General features: G+C 63.8%; 18 protein-coding genes. 13 read left to right on the forward strand and 5 right to left on the reverse strand.

The window, feature by feature from the left end; translation table 11 throughout:
- Positions 1-170: 170 nt before the first annotated feature.
- Positions 171-635 (reverse strand): hypothetical protein, encoded by a 465-nt coding sequence (locus tag AC0J42_RS10145; RefSeq protein ID WP_473006028.1) that lies wholly within the window; start codon positions 633-635, stop codon positions 171-173.
- A gap of 520 nt (positions 636-1,155) precedes the next feature.
- Between AC0J42_RS10145 and AC0J42_RS10150 the strand changes: the two genes are divergently transcribed.
- Together AC0J42_RS10150 and AC0J42_RS10155 are read left to right on the forward strand one after the other, a co-directional pair.
- A complete protein-coding gene (locus AC0J42_RS10150; protein WP_473006030.1) occupies positions 1,156-2,082 on the forward strand; it encodes a chemotaxis protein CheV in 927 nt (308 codons plus the stop codon).
- A gap of 119 nt (positions 2,083-2,201) precedes the next feature.
- A complete protein-coding gene (locus AC0J42_RS10155; protein ID WP_416423418.1) occupies positions 2,202-3,005 on the forward strand; it encodes an MOSC domain-containing protein in 804 nt (267 codons plus the stop codon).
- 33 nt (positions 3,006-3,038) lie between these two features.
- On the opposite strand, the gene AC0J42_RS10160 is transcribed toward AC0J42_RS10155, so the two are convergent.
- The gene (locus tag AC0J42_RS10160; RefSeq protein ID WP_473006031.1) at positions 3,039-4,967 is read right to left on the reverse strand and encodes a transglycosylase SLT domain-containing protein; all 1,929 of its coding nucleotides are present in this window, start codon (positions 4,965-4,967) and stop codon (positions 3,039-3,041) included.
- A 201-nt stretch (positions 4,968-5,168) separates the two neighbouring features.
- Between AC0J42_RS10160 and AC0J42_RS10165 the strand changes: the two genes are divergently transcribed.
- Positions 5,169-7,091 carry an ATP-binding cassette domain-containing protein gene (locus AC0J42_RS10165; RefSeq protein ID WP_473006032.1) on the forward strand — a complete coding sequence of 641 codons (1,923 nt, stop codon included), beginning with the start codon at positions 5,169-5,171 and terminating at the stop codon, positions 7,089-7,091.
- Between the two features lie 109 nt (positions 7,092-7,200).
- On the opposite strand, the gene AC0J42_RS10170 is transcribed toward AC0J42_RS10165, so the two are convergent.
- Complete coding sequence (locus AC0J42_RS10170; RefSeq protein WP_416423421.1) at positions 7,201-7,641, reverse strand: universal stress protein; 441 nt, start codon at positions 7,639-7,641, stop codon at positions 7,201-7,203.
- 111 nt (positions 7,642-7,752) lie between these two features.
- Between AC0J42_RS10170 and AC0J42_RS10175 the strand changes: the two genes are divergently transcribed.
- The 7 genes from AC0J42_RS10175 to AC0J42_RS10205 all read left to right on the forward strand — a co-directional run bounded on the left by AC0J42_RS10175 (position 7,753) and on the right by AC0J42_RS10205 (position 16,168).
- Positions 7,753-8,190 carry a hypothetical protein gene (locus AC0J42_RS10175; RefSeq protein WP_416423422.1) on the forward strand — a complete coding sequence of 146 codons (438 nt, stop codon included), beginning with the start codon at positions 7,753-7,755 and terminating at the stop codon, positions 8,188-8,190.
- 628 nt (positions 8,191-8,818) lie between these two features.
- Entirely contained in the window at positions 8,819-10,966 is a 2,148-nt protein-coding gene (gene fadB / locus AC0J42_RS10180) for a fatty acid oxidation complex subunit alpha FadB (RefSeq protein WP_416423423.1), read from the forward strand.
- Positions 10,967-10,996: 30 nt separating this feature from the next.
- A complete protein-coding gene (gene fadA, locus AC0J42_RS10185) occupies positions 10,997-12,172 on the forward strand; it encodes an acetyl-CoA C-acyltransferase FadA (protein WP_416423424.1) in 1,176 nt (391 codons plus the stop codon).
- A gap of 77 nt (positions 12,173-12,249) precedes the next feature.
- A complete protein-coding gene (locus AC0J42_RS10190; protein ID WP_416423425.1) occupies positions 12,250-12,501 on the forward strand; it encodes a DUF1653 domain-containing protein in 252 nt (83 codons plus the stop codon).
- A 97-nt stretch (positions 12,502-12,598) separates the two neighbouring features.
- A complete protein-coding gene (gene topA / locus AC0J42_RS10195) occupies positions 12,599-15,229 on the forward strand; it encodes a type I DNA topoisomerase (protein WP_473006035.1) in 2,631 nt (876 codons plus the stop codon).
- Between the two features lie 130 nt (positions 15,230-15,359).
- A complete protein-coding gene (locus AC0J42_RS10200; RefSeq protein WP_416423427.1) occupies positions 15,360-15,884 on the forward strand; it encodes a DUF6586 family protein in 525 nt (174 codons plus the stop codon).
- Between the two features lie 50 nt (positions 15,885-15,934).
- On the forward strand, positions 15,935-16,168 hold the full coding sequence (locus AC0J42_RS10205; RefSeq protein WP_416423428.1) for a hypothetical protein: 234 nt from the start codon (positions 15,935-15,937) through the stop codon (positions 16,166-16,168).
- 88 nt (positions 16,169-16,256) lie between these two features.
- Here AC0J42_RS10205 and sulA read toward each other — a convergent pair whose 3' ends face one another.
- Both sulA and lexA read right to left on the reverse strand, forming a co-directional pair.
- Positions 16,257-16,733, reverse strand: coding sequence for an SOS-induced cell division inhibitor SulA (gene sulA / locus AC0J42_RS10210; RefSeq protein ID WP_416423429.1), 477 nt, complete (start codon positions 16,731-16,733; stop codon positions 16,257-16,259).
- 10 nt (positions 16,734-16,743) lie between these two features.
- The gene (gene lexA / locus AC0J42_RS10215) at positions 16,744-17,352 is read right to left on the reverse strand and encodes a transcriptional repressor LexA (RefSeq protein WP_027978423.1); all 609 of its coding nucleotides are present in this window, start codon (positions 17,350-17,352) and stop codon (positions 16,744-16,746) included.
- A 265-nt stretch (positions 17,353-17,617) separates the two neighbouring features.
- Between lexA and AC0J42_RS10220 the strand changes: the two genes are divergently transcribed.
- The 3 genes from AC0J42_RS10220 (at position 17,618) to AC0J42_RS10230 (ending at position 20,269) form a co-directional block, all read left to right on the forward strand.
- Positions 17,618-18,325, forward strand: coding sequence for a TetR/AcrR family transcriptional regulator (locus AC0J42_RS10220; protein ID WP_416423430.1), 708 nt, complete (start codon positions 17,618-17,620; stop codon positions 18,323-18,325).
- Between the two features lie 171 nt (positions 18,326-18,496).
- A complete protein-coding gene (gene nagZ, locus AC0J42_RS10225; RefSeq protein ID WP_416423431.1) occupies positions 18,497-19,507 on the forward strand; it encodes a beta-N-acetylhexosaminidase in 1,011 nt (336 codons plus the stop codon).
- A gap of 9 nt (positions 19,508-19,516) precedes the next feature.
- A complete protein-coding gene (locus AC0J42_RS10230; RefSeq protein WP_473006036.1) occupies positions 19,517-20,269 on the forward strand; it encodes an S-methyl-5'-thioinosine phosphorylase in 753 nt (250 codons plus the stop codon).
- Positions 20,270-20,356 lie beyond the last annotated feature (87 nt).

The following is a 20,356-nucleotide window of genomic DNA, read 5'->3' on the forward strand; positions in this document are numbered from 1 at the left end:
TCCTGGTAACTTCGAGTGTAATGCCAAAGTTACAGAAAGCCGGGGGTAGTTGTACCTAGGGGAATAGCTGAGGGTGGCCTAGGTGAATGGCTGGTCATTTCATGAACGCACAATTATACCGCGCCCTGGCGCGGTGTATGGAACTGGCAACAAAGTGGATGCAGTCGGGGTCACATGACCCGTCGGTCCAATTGCCCGCTGGCCTTGCCCGCGGTGGGAGGTACAGGGGCGAGGCTCGAGTCGATGGTGACCGCCAGGGCCTCCACCAGCGCCACCTGTTCGTCACTGTCCAGGCTCAACTGGCCGGTGCGCGGGTCGATCAGCTCCAGTTGCCAGGCCAGCAGGGTGAGGCATTCGTTGAGCGCCTTGAGTGTGGCCCCCTCCAAACGATTGCGCGGTTTTGCCAGGTGCAGCAGCTGGCGCAGCTGCTGGCAAAATGCAGCCACTTGCTCAAGTGACAGGCCCTGGGCCCGTAAACCAAGGCTTTCCAGGGTGTACAGCAGGCAGTCGGCGGCGTCCTGATCGTTGCGGATCAGTTCGAGGTGGCTGATGCATTCCTGCAATTTGTTCAGCATGGCCTGGGCCTCGACGAGGAAGTCAGGCAGGGCACATGACCATTGGGTGTCATTGAGCATGTTGATCTCCACAACTCCGTGCGGACGCGTCCATTGCGTGCGGTCCGTGCGTTGGTTCCATCTGGCCACTCAAGCTTAGCTGCATCCGCGCACGGATGGCTGGCATTTGCGCTGTCATTTTCAATGTGTCCTGCGAGCCACAAGCCAGACACATTGTCTTGGCGGGAAAAGATGAAATCAGGCCCTTGCTGCCGCTCCGAAGGCTGCGATCGGGGGATAAAAAGCGAGCGAACAAAAGCCTGACTCCGTTCATGCATTGAGAATGGCGTCACATTAATGGCTATTGGATATTGCGAATATCAGGTTTCGCCCGATTGCCTATAGGGGAATCCCTGATAAGAAGGGAGGGTTCTTAGCAGTTTTGTATCTAAATGTTCAGCGACGGCAATGCGATCAGTTAAGCATGATGTTAATGTGACATCAATGCTCGCCAGCGTGTATTTCGTCGGGCTTCAAGATCGGTCGCGCGCTGCCGATAACCCTTATCAGTTCACCTCAGCATCATCCCCAGGAGTCATCGATGGCCGGCATTCTCGACACAGTAGACCAACGTACCCAGCTTGTGGGTGAGAACCGCCTTGAAATTCTGATGTTTCGCCTGGCGGGCCGGCAATTGTTCGCCATCAACGTGTTCAAGGTGCAGGAGGTGCTGCAACTGCCCAAGTTGACGCTGATGCCCCAGCGCCACGCTTTCGTGTGCGGGGTGGTCAACCTGCGCGGGCAGACCCTGCCGGTCATCGACCTGTCCCAGGCCATCGGCATGCGCCCGCTGCAGCCGGGGCCCAACAGCACCATCATCGTCACCGAGTACAACCGCTCGGTGCAGGCGTTCCTGGTGGGCGGCGTGGACCGCATCGTCAACATGAACTGGGAAGCCATCCTGCCGCCGCCTACCAGCGCTGGCCGCCAGCACTACCTCACCGCCATCAGCAAGGTCGATGACCAACTGGTGGAAATCATCGATGTGGAGAAAGTGCTGGCCGAGATCGTGCCCTACAGCGCCAAGGTGTCCCGCGAGAAGCTTGAAGACCCCGTGCTGGCCCGTGCCCGGGGCAGGGAAGTGCTGCTGGTGGACGACTCTACCGTGGCGCTGGCGCAGCTGCGCGACACTCTGTCCCAGCTGGGGGTGAAGATGCACGTGGCCAGCGATGGCCTCAAGGCGCTGAAGATGCTCAAGGCCTGGGCGGATGCCGGCGAAAACCTCACGGACAAACTGCTGATGGTGTTCACCGACGCGGAAATGCCCGAGATGGACGGCTACCGCCTGACCACCGAGATCCGCAACGACCCGCGGCTGCGCGGTTTGTACGTGGTGCTGCACACCTCGCTATCGGGCAGCTTCAACGAATCCATGGTCAAGAAGGTCGGCTGCGACAACTTCCTGTCCAAGTTCCAGCCGGACAAGCTGGTGGACGTGGTGCGCCAACGCCTCATGCTGGATAACTGACCCTGTGGGAGCTGGCTTGCCAGCGAGCTTTTCAGGCTTCAACAGCTCGCTGGCAAGCCAGCTCCCACAAAGAAGTGGCGTGATAAACTGCCGGTCTAAATTGACCGCAGGAAGCCGCCATGCACCTCAGCGCCCTCTACCGCTACCCCCTCAAGTCCGCCATCGCCGAACCCTTGCAGGCATCCGCCTTGGACAGCCTGGGCCTGGCCGGCGATCGCCGCTGGATGCTGGTGGACGAGGCCAGCGGGCGCTTCCTGACCCAGCGCGCCGAGGCACACATGAGCCAGCTGGGCGCCGCCCACCAGGGCGATGCCGGGCTGCAACTGTCGGCACCGGGCCTTGCGCCGCTGTTCGTGCCTACCCCTGGCGCCGACGCGCCGTTGCGCGGCGTGACCATCTGGCGGGACACCCTGCGCGTGCCTGATGCGGGCGATGAGGCAGCCCAGTGGGTCTCTTCCTTTATAGGCAAACCGACGCGCCTGGTGCAGGTGCCGGTCGAGCGGGCGCGCAGCACCCAGGCCGGCTACGGCCTGGACAGCGACCGCGTGGGCTTCGCCGATGGTTTCCCATTACTGCTGATTGGCCAGGCGTCGCTGGATGACCTGTCGAGCCGCGTGGGCCGTGAACTGGAGATGCTGCGGTTCCGCCCCAACCTGGTGGTCACCGGCAGCGAGGCGTTCGCCGAGGATGGCTGGAAGCGCATTCGCATTGGCGAGGTGGAGTTCCGGGTGGTGAAGCCGTGCTCGCGGTGCATCCTTACCACCATCGACCCCGCGACCGGAGTACGCAGTGACGATCGCGAGCCATTGGCGACGCTCAAGACCTATCGCCAGGTGGATGGCGACGTGATGTTCGGGCAGAACCTGGTCAACGACGGGGTAGGGCAGCTGCAGGTCGGCATGCCCGTCACGGTCCTCGAATAACCGTAGCAGCGGCCAAAGGCCGCGTCCACGGGGTTATTGGTCGTCGAAGAAGCGTTCGTTCCAGTCGGCGATCGGCTGCGGGATGTTCAGCTTCTGGCCGTAGATCACTGCGTAGGACAGCACGTTCTGCACGTACTGGCGGGTCTCGTCGAACGGAATCGACTCCACCCACACGTCGAAGCTCAGGTGGTTGGCGCCGCGCAGCCACTGTTTCACGCGGCCGGGGCCGGCGTTGTAGGCGGCGGAAGCGAGCACGCGGTTGCCGTTGAACTGCGCGTGCACCTGGCTCAGGTAGGCGGCGCCCAGCTGGATGTTCTTGTCCGGGTCGATGGCCTGCTGCGGCGAGGCCAGGGGGATGCTGAACTTGCGCGCGGTTTCCTTGGCGGTGCCGGGCATCAGCTGCATCAGGCCCATGGCGCCCACGCCCGAACGGGCGTCGTCCATGAACGCGCTTTCCTGGCGGGTGATGGCGAACGCCCAGCTGGCATGGATGCCGCGGTTGTTGGCTTCGCGCACCAGGGCCTCGCGGTGGGCCATGGGGAAGCGGATGTCCAGGTCATCCCAGTACTGCGCCTGGGCAATGGTGCGGATGGCTGGGAAGTACCAGTGCATGTCGTAGGCCAGCTTGGCCTGGGCGACCATTTCGTCGCGGCTGAACAGGTTGCTCACGTAGTACCACTCGCGGCGTGCGTCCACCACCTGGCCACGGTCCAGCAGCTCCATGGCGCGGCGGATGCCCGGGGTGTTGCGCACCTTGTTCATCAACGCCTGGCTGATCACCAGCGGGCGGTTGGCCAGGGAGTAGGGCGCCTGGGTGCGGTCGGCGGCGAGGAAGCCGTAGAAATCACGCTCCTTGGACACGTTGCGGTACAGCAGCGGCACCTGCGGGTTCTGTGGTTGTGCCAGCTCCAGGCTGCGCGCCTGCCAGTATTTCCAGCGGCTGGTGGCCGCCAGGTCCTGGGGCAGGCGGCGGGTCAGGTCGTAGGCGTCCTGCCAGCGGCCCAGGCGCAGCAGCAGGCGCAGGCGCCACTCGGTGACGGTGTTGTCGCGCAGCTCGGGGTCGTACTGGGTCATCAGGTCGAGGGCGCGCGGGTCGTAGTTGCGCGCCAGGGTCAGGCCGATTTCCCGGGCGATGGCCACCTTTTCGTCACGAGAAAAGTGCATGCTGTTGGCGTAGCCGTCGAGCATCTGCATGGCCCGGTCCGGGTCCTGCTTGGCCAGGCGCCGCAGGCCCAGGCCGACCACGTCGGACATGGCCTCGGTGGCCGGCTGGAAGCGCGACGGGTCGGTGAGCAGCTCGGGGTTCTGCGCCACGCTGATCAGCAGGCGGCCCTGGTTGCCCAGGGTCGGCAGGGTGGCGACCAACGCGTTGGCCAGGGCGTAGTTGCGGGTGTGGGCGGCCAGTTTCAGGCGCTGCCAGCGCTTGTCCTCGGTCAGCTGGCCGTCGGCGGCCCACAGGCCGAACAGCGCGTCGCAGGCGTCGGGCTGGGTCTTGCCGGTCAGCCACAGCTTCTGCGCGCTGGCGTAGCCCTCGGCCTTCTGGTTGTGGCCCAGTTGGTACTGGCCGTTGAGGCAGTCAAGCTCGGTGAAGTTGAGCTTGGCGTCATAATATTTGGCAAAGGTGTCCCAGTCGCCGCGTTCCGCCAGCCAGCGCAACCAGCGCAGCTTCATCCAGTTGGCCTGGGGCAGGTCACCGTGGGCGGCGAGGAATTTCTCGATCTCGTCGTTGCTGGCGGTCTTCAGGCGGGCGGTGAGCTCGTCATAGGCCAGGTACGGCTCCAGCGGGTAGTCGCTGAGCATCGGCGCGTAACGGTAGTAGGGACCGCTGTCGCCCTTGGCCAGGGCGCGCTTGGCCTCGTCGTAATACTGGCGCTGGGTGGTCAGGTCCACTGCGTGGGCGCAGGAGACGGCGGTGGCAGAGAGCAGCAGGCAGGACAAGAGGCTAGACAGGCGACCGCGCATGAGACATCCGTGCAGATAAGGCATGACAAGTGCGGCGTTGCCTGCACTGATTTCCCATTAGCTTAGCCGGTTGCGGGTGGCCGATGAAAGCATTGTGCTTGTAACAACAGATGAATTCAGACCGTCCGGCCCATATGGCGGCATTTACTGTGCTGGGCGCTCAAGTCAGGTAGAATGCGCGCCCGGTTTTTGGAGAAACACATGACCCTGCTCAAATTAAGCGATGTGTCCCTCGCTTTCGGCGCGATGCCGTTGTTGGACAAAGTGTCCTGGCAGATCGCCCGTGGAGAGCGGGTCTGCATCATCGGTCGCAACGGCACTGGCAAGTCCAGCATGTTGCGCCTGGTCAAGGGCGATCAGAAGCCTGACGAAGGCGAGGTCTGGCGTGCGCCGGGCCTGAAGATCGGCGAGCTGCCGCAGGAACTGCCGGTGGCCGACGATCGCACCGTGTTCGACGTGGTTGCCGAAGGCCTCGATGGTGTGGGCGCGTTGCTGGCCGAATATCACCACCTGAGCCAGAACATCGTCACCGATGAAGACCTGACCAAGCTCATGCACGTCCAGTCGGACCTCGAGGCCCGCGACGGCTGGCGCCTGCAACAACTGGTGGATAGCACCCTGAGCCGCCTGCAACTACCGGCCGACAAGACCCTGGCGCAGCTGTCCGGTGGCTGGCGCCGCCGCGTGCTGCTGGCCCAGGCGCTGGTGTCCGAGCCCGACCTGCTGCTGCTCGACGAGCCTACCAACCACCTGGACATCGGTGCGATTGCCTGGCTGGAAGAGGCCTTGAGCGGTTTCGGCGGCGCCGTGCTGTTCATCACGCACGACCGTTCCTTCCTGCAGAACCTGGCCACGCGCATCCTGGAACTGGACCGCGGCGGCCTGATCGACTGGAACGGCGACTACGCCAGCTTCCTGGTGCACAAGGAAGCCATGCTGGCGGCCGAAGAGACCGCCAATGCGCTGTTCGACAAGCGCCTGGCCCAGGAAGAGGTGTGGATTCGCCAGGGCATCAAGGCCCGTCGTACCCGTAACGAAGGCCGCGTGCGCGCCCTGAAAGAGCTGCGCGTCGAGCGCAGCGAGCGTCGCGAGCGCCAGGGCAAGGCCAACATCCAGCTTGATACCGCGGAGAAATCCGGCAAGCAGGTGATGGTGGTCGAGAACGTCAGCTTTGCCCACCCGGGCGGCCCGTTCCTGGTCAAGGACTTCTCCATGGTGCTGCAGCGCCAGGACCGCATTGGCCTGCTGGGCGCCAACGGCACCGGCAAGACCACGTTGCTCAAGCTGATGCTGGGCGACCTGGAAGCCACCAGCGGCACCGTGGCGGCCGGTACGCGCCTGGAAGTGGCGTACTTCGACCAGCTGCGCCACCAGCTGAACCTGGAAAAGACCGTGATCGACAACCTGGCCGAAGGCCGGGACTTCATCGAGATCGACGGCCAGAACCGCCACGTGCTCAGCTACCTGGGCGACTTCCTGTTCAGCCCGCAGCGTGCCCGCACGCCGGTCAAGGCGCTGTCGGGTGGCGAGCGTGCGCGCCTGCTGCTGGCCAAGCTGTTCAGCAAGCCGGCCAACCTGCTGGTGCTCGACGAACCGACCAACGACCTGGACGTGGAAACCCTGGAACTGCTGGAAGAAGTGCTGTCCAGCTTCAAGGGCACCGTGCTGATGGTCAGCCACGACCGGGCCTTCCTCGACAACGTGGTGACCAGCACCCTGGTCTTCGAAGGCGAGGGCAAGGTGCGCGAGTACGTGGGTGGCTACCAGGACTGGATTCGCCAGGGTGGTTCGCCGAAGCTGCTGGGCGTTACCGAGAACAAGTCGGGCAAGGCCGAGCTCAACAGCGCCGTGGTGACTGCCCCGGCAGCCGTCGTGGCACCGGCAGCGGAAGCTGCTGCCCCTGCGAAGAAGAAACTCAGCTACAAGCTGCAGCGCGAGCTGGAAGCCTTGCCGGGTGAGATCGACGCCCAGGAGCAGATGATTGCCGCGCTGGAAGCGACCATGGCGGATGCGGGTTTCTACCAGAAGCCGGCGGCCGAGACGGCCAAGGTGATTGCCGAGCTGGAACAGGCCCAGGCCAAGCTGGACGAGATGGTCGAGCGCTGGGCTGAGCTCGACGCCTGAGGTCTGACACTGTAGCCGCTGCCGTCAGGCTGCGCTGGCCCTTATGTACGCTGGAGATTTTCAGCGAGGCAGGAGGCCAGCGCAGCCTGGCGGCAGCGGCTACAGGTTTTTACTCAGGTTTCTTCAGGCGTACCGCCAGCACATCACAGGGCGCGCCATGCAGCACGTCATTGGACGTGGAGCCCAGCAGCAGCGCCAGGCCGTGGCGGGCATGGCTGCCCACCACCACCAGGTCGCAACCCTTTTCCTTGGCCAGGCCATGGATTTCCTGCTTGGGCTGGCCATAGGTCAGGTGGCAGTTCTCTTTCGTCAGTTCCGGGTACTTGGTGATCAGGCGCTCCAGGCGCTCCTTGGCCTGGTCGAACTGCTGCTGTTGCAGCTGCGACAGGTCCATGGGCACGTCGCCGCCGAAGGCCATGGCCATGGGTTCGACGATGTGCACCAGGGACAGCTTGGCGTCCTGGCTGGAAGACAGCTCGCGGGCCCGGTGGATCACCGGATCGCACTCTTCGGTCAGGTCGACGGCGACCAGAATATGTTGGTAGGGCATGGGAAGCTCTCCTGACGTGGCGATAGGCTAAGTATGGCCGGTTTCAAGTCGGTCTGTTTGCGCGTGTCCTAACCAACTCATTTCTAAAAGTTTTACAGGGTGCACAGTCATATGACGGTATGGATAGTGGTGTCAATCCTTGCGCTGGTTTTAAGCCCCCTGGTGTGGCTGCGCCCCTCGCGCAAGCAGAGCGGCCAGATGGCCCTGCGCATGGAAGCGCGCCGCCTGGGCCTGGCCATGCAGCTGATGCCCCAGGAATGGCCGCACTGGCTGCCCCAGCAGCCGCCAAGCCCCTGCGCGCAGTACTGCCGGCCGCGGCGGTCGGCCACGGCCGCGCGGTTCTGCTACTGGCAGACCGAGCCGGGGACCTGGCTCAACCAATGGCGCGAACCTTGTGAAGACCCGATCTTACTCGCGCAGTTCGCCACGTTGCCGGGTAATGTCTACAAGGTTGACGCAGGTCAACAGTTGATCGCCCTGTACTGGGGCGAGCGCGGGGAGGTGAGTGTGCTGGTGGCAATCGACCAGGTGCTGAAGGCGCTGGCATGACCTGTGGGGGCTGTCGCCCTGTGGGAGCTGGCTTGCCAGCGAGCTGTTGCGGAACAAGAAGCTCGCTGGCAAGCCAGCTCCCACAGGTGTCGGGGCGTTAGATTTCGGGCAATAAAAAGCCCGATAATCTGCGTCGGGCTGGGGTTGGCCAGGCAGGCCGGTAAGACATTTTCTGCATGTGTGGTCGACAGTGTAGTCGCGAAGCGATCTTACGCCGGCCTCTTTCAAAATTCCTTTCTTTTTATTTCCCTGCGACGTTTGGTTTGCCCCAAGCCCCGGTGTATCTGGCTGTCATGGGTATGTGCCATGCTGTTGCTGAATGTTGCGTCATCAGTCCCGGCGCGGCGTGCGCTGTTATGACGCACGCGTGACCGCAAAGTCGCGTTTTTGCCGCCTTCCAGCGCATTTGACAATTGCCGGTTTTTCCCTGAATGTGTGCATACCCAAATCAAACGGGCGTATGAATTGAGCGTTTGTCTTGTAGGAACGCTCTTATACAGAATCCCGAATATCGCGCTGACGGGTGTGTCTGGCAGCGAGGGAGCGGCAACCGGCGTCAATGCGCCTGCCGGCCTCGCACCAGCGTTTGGCGTGTACAGTTCAGCTTCCATATCGTGGAGATCAGTTGATGATTTACGAAGGTAAAGCCATCACGGTTAAGGCTCTTGAAAGTGGCATCGTCGAATTGAAGTTCGACCTCAAGGGTGAGTCCGTCAACAAATTCAACCGTCTGACCCTGGGCGAATTGCGCCAGGCGGTGGACACCATCAAGGCCGACGCCAGCATCAAGGGCGTGATTGTCAGCAGTGGCAAGGACGTTTTCATCGTCGGCGCGGACATCACCGAATTTGTCGACAACTTCAAGCTGCCCGAGGCCGAACTGGTCGCTGGTAACCTGGAAGCCAACCGCATTTTCAGCGACTTCGAAGACCTGGGCGTGCCCACCGTGGCCGCCATCAACGGCATCGCCCTGGGCGGCGGCCTGGAAATGTGCCTGGCCGCGGACTTCCGCGTCATGTCCGCCACCGCCAAGATCGGCCTGCCGGAAGTGAAGCTGGGCATCTACCCAGGCTTCGGCGGCACCGTGCGCCTGCCGCGCATCATCGGTGCCGACAACGCCATCGAGTGGATTGCCTCGGGCAAGGAAAACCGTGCCGATGACGCCCTGAAAGCCGGCGCCGTCGATGCCGTGGTCGCGCCTGAGCAGCTGCACGCGGCCGCCTTGGACCTGGTCAAGCGCGCCATCAGCGGCGAGTTCGACCACAAGGCCCGTCGCCAGCCCAAGCTGGACAAGCTCAAGCTCAACGCCATCGAGCAGATGATGGCCTTCGAGACCGCCAAGGGCTTCGTCGCCGGCCAGGCCGGCCCGAACTACCCGGCCCCGGTCGAAGCCATCAAGACCATCCAGAAAGCCGCCAACTTCGGTCGCGAGAAGGCCCTGGAAATCGAAGCCGCCGGTTTCGTGAAAATGGCCAAGACCCCGGCTGCGCAAAGCCTGGTGGGCCTGTTCCTGAATGACCAGGAACTGAAACGCAAGGCCAAGGCCTACGACGAGCTGGCCCACGACGTGAAGCAGGCCGCCGTGCTCGGCGCCGGCATCATGGGCGGTGGCATTGCCTACCAGTCCGCCGTCAAGGGCACCCCGATCCTGATGAAGGACATCAACGAGAAGGGCATCGAGCAAGGCCTGGCCGAAGCCTCGAAGCTGCTGGGCAAGCGCGTCGAGAAAGGCCGCCTGACCGCCGCGCAGATGGCCGAGTCGCTCAACGCCATTCGCCCGACCCTGTCGTACGGTGATTTCGGCCACGTCGACATCGTCGTCGAAGCCGTGGTCGAGAACCCCAAGGTCAAGCAGGCCGTGCTGGCCGAAGTCGAAGCCCAGGTCAAGGAGGACACCATCCTGGCGTCCAACACCTCGACCATTTCCATCAGCCTGTTGGCGAAAGCCCTCAAGCGTCCGGAAAACTTCGTCGGCATGCACTTCTTCAACCCGGTGCACATGATGCCGCTGGTGGAAGTCATCCGTGGCGAGAAGTCCAGCGAAGTGGCAGTCGCCACCACCGTGGCCTACGCCAAGAAGATGGGCAAGAACCCGATCGTGGTCAACGACTGCCCGGGCTTCCTGGTCAACCGCGTGCTGTTCCCGTACTTCGGCGGCTTCGCCAAGCTGGTCAGCGCCGGCATCGACTTCGTGCGAGTCGACAAGATCATGGAAAAATTCGGCTGGCCGATGGGCCCTGCCTACCTGATGGACGTGGTCGGCATCGATACCGGCCACCACGGCCGCGACGTGATGGCCGAAGGCTTCCCGGACCGCATGAAGGATGACCGTCGTTCGGCCATCGACGTGCTGTACGAGGCCAACCGCCTGGGCCAGAAGAACGGCAAGGGCTTCTACGCCTACGAGACCGACAAGAAGGGCAAGCCGAAGAAAGTCGCCGACGCCTCGGTGCTTGAAGTGCTGAAGCCGATCGTCTACGAGCAGCGCGAGCTGAGCGACGACGACATCCTCAACTGGATGATGATTCCGCTGTGCCTGGAAACCGTGCGTTGCCTGGAAGACGGTATCGTCGAAACCGCGGCCGAGGCCGACATGGGCCTGGTCTACGGCATCGGTTTCCCTCCGTTCCGTGGCGGCGCGCTGCGCTACATCGATTCGCTGGGCGTGGCCAACTTCGTCGCCCTGGCAGACCAGTACGCCGACCTGGGCCCGCTGTACCACCCCACCGCGAAGCTGCGTGAGATGGCCAAGAACGGCCAGAGCTTCTTCGGTTAAGCGCCCAACGACTAGAGCGAGAACGATTTTATGAGCTTGAATCCGAGAGATGTGGTGATCGTCGACTTCGGTCGCACGCCAATGGGCCGCTCCAAGGGTGGCATGCACCGCAACACCCGCGCCGAAGACATGTCGGCGCACCTGATCAGCAAACTGCTGGAGCGCAACGTCAAGGTCGACCCGAGCGAAGTCGAGGACGTGATCTGGGGCTGTGTGAACCAGACCCTGGAGCAGGGCTGGAACATCGCGCGCATGGCGTCGCTGATGACCCAGATCCCGCACACCGCGGCCGGCCAGACCGTCAGCCGCCTGTGCGGCTCGTCCATGAGCGCGCTGCACACCGCCGCCCAGGCGATCATGACCGGCAACGGCGACGTGTTCGTCGTCGGCGGCGTGGAGCACATGGGCCACGTGAGCATGATGCACGGCGTCGATCCCAACCCGCACATGTCCCTGTACGCCGCCAAGGCCTCGGGCATGATGGGCCTGACTGCGGAAATGCTCGGCAAGATGCACGGCATCACCCGCGAAGCCCAGGACGCCTTCGGCCTGCGCTCCCACCAACTGGCCCACAAGGCCACCGTGGAAGGCAAGTTCAAGGACGAGATCATCCCGATGCAAGGGTATGACGAGAACGGCTTCCTGAAGATGTTCGACTACGACGAGACCATTCGTCCGGACACTACCCTGGAGAGCCTGGCCGCGCTGCGTCCTGCGTTCAACCCCAAAGGTGGCACCGTGACAGCCGGCACTTCGTCGCAAATTACCGACGGTGCCTCTTGCATGATCGTCATGTCGGCCCAACGTGCCCAAGACCTGGGCATTCAGCCGATGGCGGTGATCCGCTCCATGGCCGTCGCCGGCGTCGACCCTGCAATCATGGGCTACGGCCCGGTGCCGGCGACCCAGAAAGCGCTGAAGCGCGCAGGCCTTTCGATCAACGATATCGACTTCTTCGAGCTCAACGAAGCCTTCGCCGCACAGGCCCTGCCGGTGCTGAAGGATCTGAAAGTGCTCGACAAGATGAACGAGAAGGTTAACCTGCACGGCGGCGCCATCGCCCTGGGTCACCCATTCGGTTGCTCTGGTGCACGTATTTCGGGCACCCTGTTGAATGTCATGAAGCAGAACAACGGCACCTTCGGGGTGTCCACCATGTGTGTAGGTCTGGGGCAGGGCATCACCACCGTCTTCGAACGCGTCTAAGCGCTCGCGAGTCGGCGAACCGGGGCCAGGTGCCCCGGTTTTTGTTTTTCAGGATATTTTGTTCAAGCGAGGCAAACATGCAGCTACAGCCAGGGCTCTATCGTCACTACAAAGGGCCTCACTACCGCGTATTCGGTGTTGCGCGCCATTCCGAAAGCGAGGAAGAGGTGGTCTGCTACCAGGCGCTGTACGGCGAATTTGGCCTGTGGGTACGGCCGCTGAGCATGTTCCTGGAGTCGGTCGAAGTTGACGGCGAGCGCGTACCGCGCTTTGCTTTGGTCGAGGCCGAACCGAGCCTGTTCGAGCAGCCCGGCGACGAGATCGCTTGATCATCCGCGCTTGACCTCGTTTCGTCGCCACTATATATAGCGGTGCCTCGAAGGCACCAATCGCTTTCATTTCTAGTATTCAGGAATTTTCCGATCCATGGGCAAATCGCTGGTCATTGTGGAATCCCCGGCTAAGGCCAAGACCATCAACAAGTATCTGGGCAACCAATACGTGGTGAAGTCGAGTATCGGCCATATCCGAGACCTGCCCACCAGCGGTTCGGCTAGCGCCACGAAAGAACCGGTGAAGCGTGGCAAGGCCGCGGCCGCCGAGGCGCCTGCCTTGTCGCCCAAGGAAAAGGCGCGCAAGCAGCTGGTGGCGCGCATGGGCGTCGACCCCGAGCACGGCTGGAAAGCCCACTACGAGATCCTTCCCGGCAAGGAGAAGGTGATCGAGGAGCTGCGCCGTCTCGCCAAGGATGCCGACACCATCTATCTCGCAACCGACTTGGACCGCGAGGGGGAAGCCATTGCCTGGCACCTGCGCGAAGCCATCGGTGGTGACGACACCCGCTACAAGCGCGTGGTGTTCAACGAAATTACCAAGAAGGCCATCCAGGAGGCCTTCTCCACGCCGGGCGAGCTGGACATCGACCGCGTCAACGCCCAGCAGGCGCGCCGTTTCCTCGACCGCGTGGTGGGCTATATGGTCTCGCCGCTGCTGTGGTCGAAGATCGCCCGTGGCCTGTCGGCTGGCCGCGTGCAGTCGGTGGCCGTGAAACTGGTGGTGGAGCGCGAGCGCGAAATTCGTGCGTTCATCCCTGAAGAGTACTGGGAGATCCACGCCGACCTGGGCACCGCCAAGAACGCCAAGGTGCGTTTCGAAGTGGCGCGCGAGAACGGCGAGGCCTTCAAGCCGCTGAACGAAGCCACGGCCATGGCCGCCCTGGCCAAGCTCAAGGCGTCCACCTACAGCATCGTCAAGCGTGAAGACAAGCCGACCAGCAGCAAGCCGTCGGCACCGTTCATCACCTCGACCCTGCAGCAGGCTGCCAGCAACCGCCTGGGCTTCGGCGTGAAGAAGACCATGATGATGGCCCAGCGTCTGTACGAAGCCGGCTACATCACCTACATGCGTACCGACTCCACCAACCTGTCCGCCGACGCGGTGGAAATGGCGCGCAGCTACATCGAGAGCGAATTCGGCAAGCAGTACCTGCCGCCCGCGCCCATGGTGTACAGCAGCAAGGAAGGCGCCCAGGAGGCGCACGAAGCCATTCGTCCGTCTGACGTCAACACCCACCCCACCAAGCTGGCGGGCATGGAGCGTGACGCCGAGCGCCTGTACGAGCTGATCTGGCGCCAGTTCCTGGCCTGCCAGATGCCGCCTGCGCAGTACCTGTCCACCACCGTCACCGTGGCCGCCGGCGAGTTCGAGCTGCGTGCCAAGGGCCGTATCCTCAAGTTCGACGGTTACACCCGCGTGATGCCGCAGATGGCCAAGCCGGGCGACGACGACGTGCTGCCGGAAATGGACCAGGGCGAGAAGCTGAAGCTGATCGAGCTGGACCCGACCCAGCATTTCACCAAACCGCCGGCGCGCTACTCCGAAGCCAGCCTGGTGAAAGAGATGGAAAAACGCGGTATCGGTCGCCCGTCGACCTACGCCGCCATCATCTCCACCATTCAGGACCGCGGCTACGTGGCCCTGCACAACCGCCGCTTCTACTCTGAGAAGATGGGTGACATCGTCACCGAGCGCCTGTCGGAGAGCTTCTCCAACCTGATGGACTACGGCTTCACCGCCGGCATGGAAGAGAACCTCGACGACGTGGCCCAGGGCGAGCGCGACTGGAAGAACGTGCTGGACGAGTTCTACGGCGACTTCAAGAACAAGCTGGAAGTGGCTGGTTCCGCCGACAGCGGCATGCGTGCCAACCAGCCGACGCCGACCGACATCACCTGCCGCGAGTGCGGCCGGCACATGATGATACGTACCGCGTCCACCGGTGTGTTCCTGGGTTGCTCGGGCTACAGCCTGCCGCCGAAAGAACGTTGCAAGGCCACCATCAACCTGGTGCCGGGCGACGAGATCGCCGCCGACGACGAGGGTGAATCCGAGTCGCTGGTGCTGCGTGGCAAACACCGCTGCCCGATCTGCGCCACCGCCATGGACGCCTACCTGCTGGATGAGAAGCGCAAGCTGCACATCTGCGGTAACAACCCGGACTGCGTGGGCTACGAGATCGAGGAAGGCAACTACCGCATCAAGGGCTACGAAGGCCCGAGCCTGGAATGCGACAAGTGCGGCAGTGAGATGCAGCTCAAGACCGGCCGTTTCGGCAAGTTCTTCGGTTGCACCAACCCCGAGTGCAAGAACACCCGCAAGCTGCTGAAGAGCGGCGAGGCGGCGCCGCCGAAGATGGACGCGGTGAAGATGCCGGAACTCAAGTGCGAGAAGGTCAACGACACCTACGTGCTGCGTGACGGCGCTTCGGGCCTGTTCCTGGCGGCCAGCCAGTTCCCGAAAAACCGCGAGACCCGTGCGCCACTGGTTATCGAGATCATCCCGCACAAGGACGAGATCGATCCCAAGTACCACTTCCTCTGCGAAGCGCCGAAGAAGGACCCTGATGGCCGCCCATCGGTGATCCGCTACAGCCGCAAGACCAAGGAGCAGTACGTGCAGACCGAAGTGGACGGCAAGCCGACGGGCTGGCGCGCGTTCTACGAAGGCGACAGCTGGAAGGTGGAAGACAAGCGGGCGAAAGAGAAAGAGCCGGCTTGATTCATCCCTGAGAAAAAACCGCGCCCCGGCGCGGTTTTTTTATGGCCCGATATTTATCTTGCGACGGCGGGCGTCCATCGCTGAAACTGTTCGTCTGCCCGAACCCCGTCGTTACTGGAGGGTGCCCGCCATGGCCCACGAACTCTACACCCGCACCAATCAGAAAATTTACTTCGCCGGCCTCTCCCTGGAAGCCATGGGCAAGGCCGAGCAGGGCCAGGCCATGAACGCCCTGGCGCGCATCCAGGCCGAGCGCGAGTCGTCGTTGTTCCACCTGTACGGTGCCTTGCTGGGCCTGTGCCATGAAATCGCCGGTTTCTACCGCTTGCCCCAGGCCGCTACGCCGCGCGCCGAAGAGTTGCTGACCCCGCAGATTCTGGCACAGATCGCCATCCCGGAAATGGCCGAGCTGGTCGAGCTGGCCCAGGCCCCAGGCAGCTGGGTGTACGAGCTGCTGGCTGCCCACGCGGCGCTGCATCGCCCGCCCCAGGCGCCGAAGGTAGCGAAAGGTGATGTGACCCAGCCGCTGATCGTGGCGGTCAACCTGGATGCGCCTGAGGAGCCTGAGGAACTGACCCGCGAGGTGTTGGAGGGCTGGCGCCAGCAGCTCAAGAGTCTGGCCATTCGTTACCGCGATGGCCTCAGTGAGTGCTGATTGCGTCAGCGGCTGCTACAATAGCGCCCTCACGTGGAGAACCCCCCTTTATGCCAACGTCCTTTCTTGAAATTGTCGAGCTGCCCGACGGCCGAATTGAACTGCGCCGCGCCGAGGATGAAGGCTCGCTCGTGACCTTGGACTTCTCGGAAGACGCCAAGGCTTTCCTGCAAGGACAGCATGTTGAAGTCGCCAAGGCCATGCTCAGCGTGGGCGTGCAGATGGCGGGCAAGATGGTGGAAGGCGAGCTGGAGAAAGAAGAAGGCCCGCGCGTCCTGCATTGATCTGGCGCGACTGAGTCTGTGGGAGCTGGCTTGCCAGCGAGCTTTTGATCTTTAACAGCTCGCTGGCAAGCCAGCTCCCACAGACGTTCTACCCCATGCGAATGTTCAGGCTCTGGGCGTCGCCCAGGCGTGCGGCGGCAATCAATTGCTGGCGCGCGCTGCTGGCCAGCGGGTGCAACCAGCTCACCACCGTATGGCTGCGGCCCAGGCGCAGCGCCTCGCAGGTCAGCTGCAGGGCGCTCTGGTTGCCGCCGGTTTGCAGGATCAGGATGCGTTCGCGGTTCAGGCCGGCGTCGCGCAGCCAGGCCTGGGTCAGGCTGGCGGGCGGGGCGATCAGGGTCAGCCAGCGGGCGTCCTGGTCCTCGCTGAGCTCGCGCAGCATCGGGGCCAGCAGGTTCAGGCAGTTCCCGGCAGCGCCACGCAATGACACTTCACTGAAGACCTCGGGCTGCGGCGCCGTCCAGGGCACTTCGGTGGCGTGGGTGAACAGCGGCGCCACGGGTTGAGCCATGAAGGCCTCGAACAGGGACAGTTGGGCCGGTTGCATCGAGTGTGGGAACTGCATGGAGCCTCCTTTATCGGCGTATGACGCCGACGCTCAAGCCTTCGATGACCAGGTCCTGATCCTTGAGGTTGACTTCGATGGGTGCGAACTCGGGGTTTTCCGCCAGCAGCCAGACCTTGCTGCCTTCGCGCTTGAAGCGCTTGACGGTGACTTCGTCGCCGATGCGCGCCACCACGATCTGGCCGTTGCGGGCCTCGCGGCAGGTGTGCACGGCCAGCAGGTCGCCGTCGAAGATGCCGACGTCCTTCATGCTCATGCCGTGCACGCGCAGCAGGTAGTCGGCGCGGGGGTGGAAGAAGGTGGGGTTGATGTTGCAGGATTCCTCGATGTGCTGCTGGGCCAGTATCGGCGCACCGGCAGCGACCCGGCCAATGATGGGCAGGGTGGATTCGTCGGCCTTGGCCTCGAAACCGGGAATGCGGATGCCGCGGGACGCGCCCGGGGTCATTTCGATGGCCCCCTTGCGCGCCAGCGCCTTGAGGTGTTCTTCAGCGGCGTTCGGCGACTTGAAACCCAGTTCCTGGGCGATTTCCGCGCGGGTGGGCGGGAAGCCGTTGTCGTCGAGGCAGCGCTTGATGAAAGCCAGGATCTCGGCTTGGCGTGGCGTCAGTTTCAGCATGTCGATCGCTCTGTCTTTTTATACAGTGACTGGGATTATATACAGTATGCGGGGCTTGGCAATCCTGCCGTGCCCACCGCTCGTCCCTCGAGGCCGCCATGCCGCCTGGCGGTTGCTTCGTGGCGAAACCCCGGCAATGGGGGCGAACCCCCCACCGGCTGTGGTTAAATACGTGACCGACCAGACACAAAACGCCTGCCCGGACTTGACAGGGCAGGGGTATGAAACGTATGTTTCAAACAAGTGTTTGTCAGGTGGAATTAGCATGGCCCAGTCGGAAACCGTTGAACGCATACTCGACGCTGCCGAGCAGTTGTTCGCGGAAAAAGGTTTTGCCGAAACCTCGTTGCGGCTGATCACCAGCAAGGCCGGGGTCAACCTGGCGGCGGTGAATTATCATTTCGGCTCCAAGAAAGCCCTGATCCAGGCGGTGTTCTCGCGCTTCCTGGGGCCTTTCTGCGTCAGCCTCGAGCGTGAGCTGGACCGCCGCCAGGCGCGCCCCGAGCACAAGGCCAACCTGGAAGAACTGCTGGAAATCCTGGTGGAGCAGGCCATGGTGGTGCAGCCGCGCAGCGGCGACGACCTGTCGATCTTCATGCGCCTGCTGGGCCTGGCGTTCAGCCAGAGCCAGGGCCACCTGCGCCGTTACCTGGAAGACATGTACGGCAAGGTGTTCCGCCGCTACATGCTGCTGGTCAACGAAGCCGCGCCGCGTATCCCGCCGCTGGAGCTGTTCTGGCGCGTGCACTTCATGCTTGGCGCCGCGGCGTTCAGCATGTCCGGCATCAAGGCCCTGCGGGCCATCGCCGAGACCAATTTCGGCATCGATACCTCCATCGAGCAGGTGATGCGCCTGATGGTGCCGTTCCTGGCTGCCGGCATGCGCGCCGACAGCGGCGTCACCGACGAGGCCATGGCCACCGCGCAGCTGCGCCCGCGCAGCAAGTCCACGCCGGCCCTGGCCAAGGCCTGAAACAATTGACGGTGGGCGTGGCCGGCAGCTTCCGCTAAGCTAGCCGCCCATGCCTATTCTGAACCTGCGGCGTCGTCCAGGCGCCGTGTTTACCCCCTTGCTGATCGACCCCTGCGCTGCCCCGGGCTGCGTGGGGCGGCACGCATGCACCCGCGAATCAAGGACTACCCCATGACTTCCCGCCTCCAAGGCTCGTTGATGGTCGATATCGCCGGCACCTGGCTGACCGCCGAAGACCGGCACCTGCTGCGCCAGCCCGAAGTGGCCGGCCTGATCATCTTCGCCCGCAACATCGAACACGCCCGCCAGGTGCGCGAGCTGACCGCGTCGATCCGCGCCATCCGCCCGGACCTGATTCTCGCCGTGGATCAGGAAGGCGGCCGCGTGCAGCGCCTGCGCCAGGGCTTCGTGCGGCTGCCGGCCATGCGCGCGCTGGCCGACAACCCCAACGCCGAGTACCTGGCCGAGCAGTGCGGCTGGATCATGGCCACCGAAGTCCTGGCGGTGGGCCTGGACCTGAGCTTCGCCCCGGTGCTGGACCTGGATCACCAGCGCAGCGCCGTGGTCGGCAGCCGCGCCTTCGAGGGCAACCCCGAGCGCGCCACCGCCCTGGCCGGTGCCTTTATCAAGGGCATGAACGCCGCCGGCATGGCCGCGTGCGGCAAGCACTTCCCCGGCCATGGCTGGGCCGAGGCCGACTCCCACGTGGCCATCCCCACCGACGAGCGCAGCCTGGAGCAGATCCGCGCCCTGGACCTGGTGCCGTTCGCCCGCCTGAGCCAGCAGCTGGCGGCGGTGATGCCGGCCCACGTCATCTATCCCCAGGTCGACAGCCAACCGGCCGGTTTCTCGCGCCGCTGGCTGCAGGACATCCTGCGCGGCGAGCTCAAGTTCGACGGTGTGATCTTCAGTGACGACCTGTCCATGGCCGGCGCCCACGTGGTCGGCGACGCCGCCAGCCGCATCGAGGCGGCCTTGAGCGCCGGTTGCGACATGGGCCTGGTGTGCAACGACCGCGCCGCCGCCGAACTGGCTCTCAGCGCTGCCCAGCGCCTGCAGGTGCAGCCGTCGCCGCGCATCGCCGGCATGCGTGGCCAGGCGTTCAGCAACGTCGAATACCGCCAGGATCCACGCTGGCTTACCGCTGTCGGAGCGCTGCGCGACGCCCAACTGATCGACTGAGGGTAATTCATGACTGTCTACGCGATTATCGGCGGCACCGGCCTGACCCAGCTCGATGGGCTGACCATCACCCGCAGCCTGGCCTTGGACACGCCCTACGGGGCGCCCTCGGCGGATATCCTCCAGGGCGAGTACGCCGGCCACGAGGTGCTGTTCCTGGCGCGCCACGGCCACCCGCACCGGGTGCCGCCGCACAAGGTCAACTACCGCGCTAATATCTGGGCGCTGAAGCAGGCCGGCGCCCAGGCGATCCTGGCAGTCAACGCGGTGGGTGGCATCCATCCAGCCATGGGCACTGGGCATTTGTGCGTGCCGCATCAGTTGGTGGACTACACCAGCGGGCGCGAGCACACCTTTTTCGCCGATGACCTGGAGCAGGTCACCCACATCGATTTCAGCTACCCCTACACCGAGGCGCTGCGCACCCGGCTGATCGCCGCGCTGGCGGCGCAGGGCCTGGCCCACAGCGATTTCGGCGTGTACGCCTGCACCCAGGGCCCGCGCCTGGAAACCGCGGCGGAGATCGTGCGGCTGGAACGCGATGGCTGCGACATCGTCGGCATGACCGGCATGCCGGAAGCGGCGCTGGCCCGCGAGCTGGACCTGGATTACGCCTGTCTGGCGCTGGTGGTTAACCCCGCGGCGGGCAAGTCGACGGCAGTGATCACCATGGCCGAGATCGAACAGGCACTGCACGACGGCATGGGCCAGGTAAAGGCCACCCTGGCCCACGTCCTGGCAAACCCGGCCACCCGCCCGTAACGCGGGTGCGCGGAGGCCCCGGACGCGGCCTTGCGGCCTCGGCGCAATCCTCCTGGAAATACGCGGTGCATCCGGACGCGGCCTTGC

It is taken from the genome of Pseudomonas sp. Tav-5-1A, from assembly GCF_055755055.1.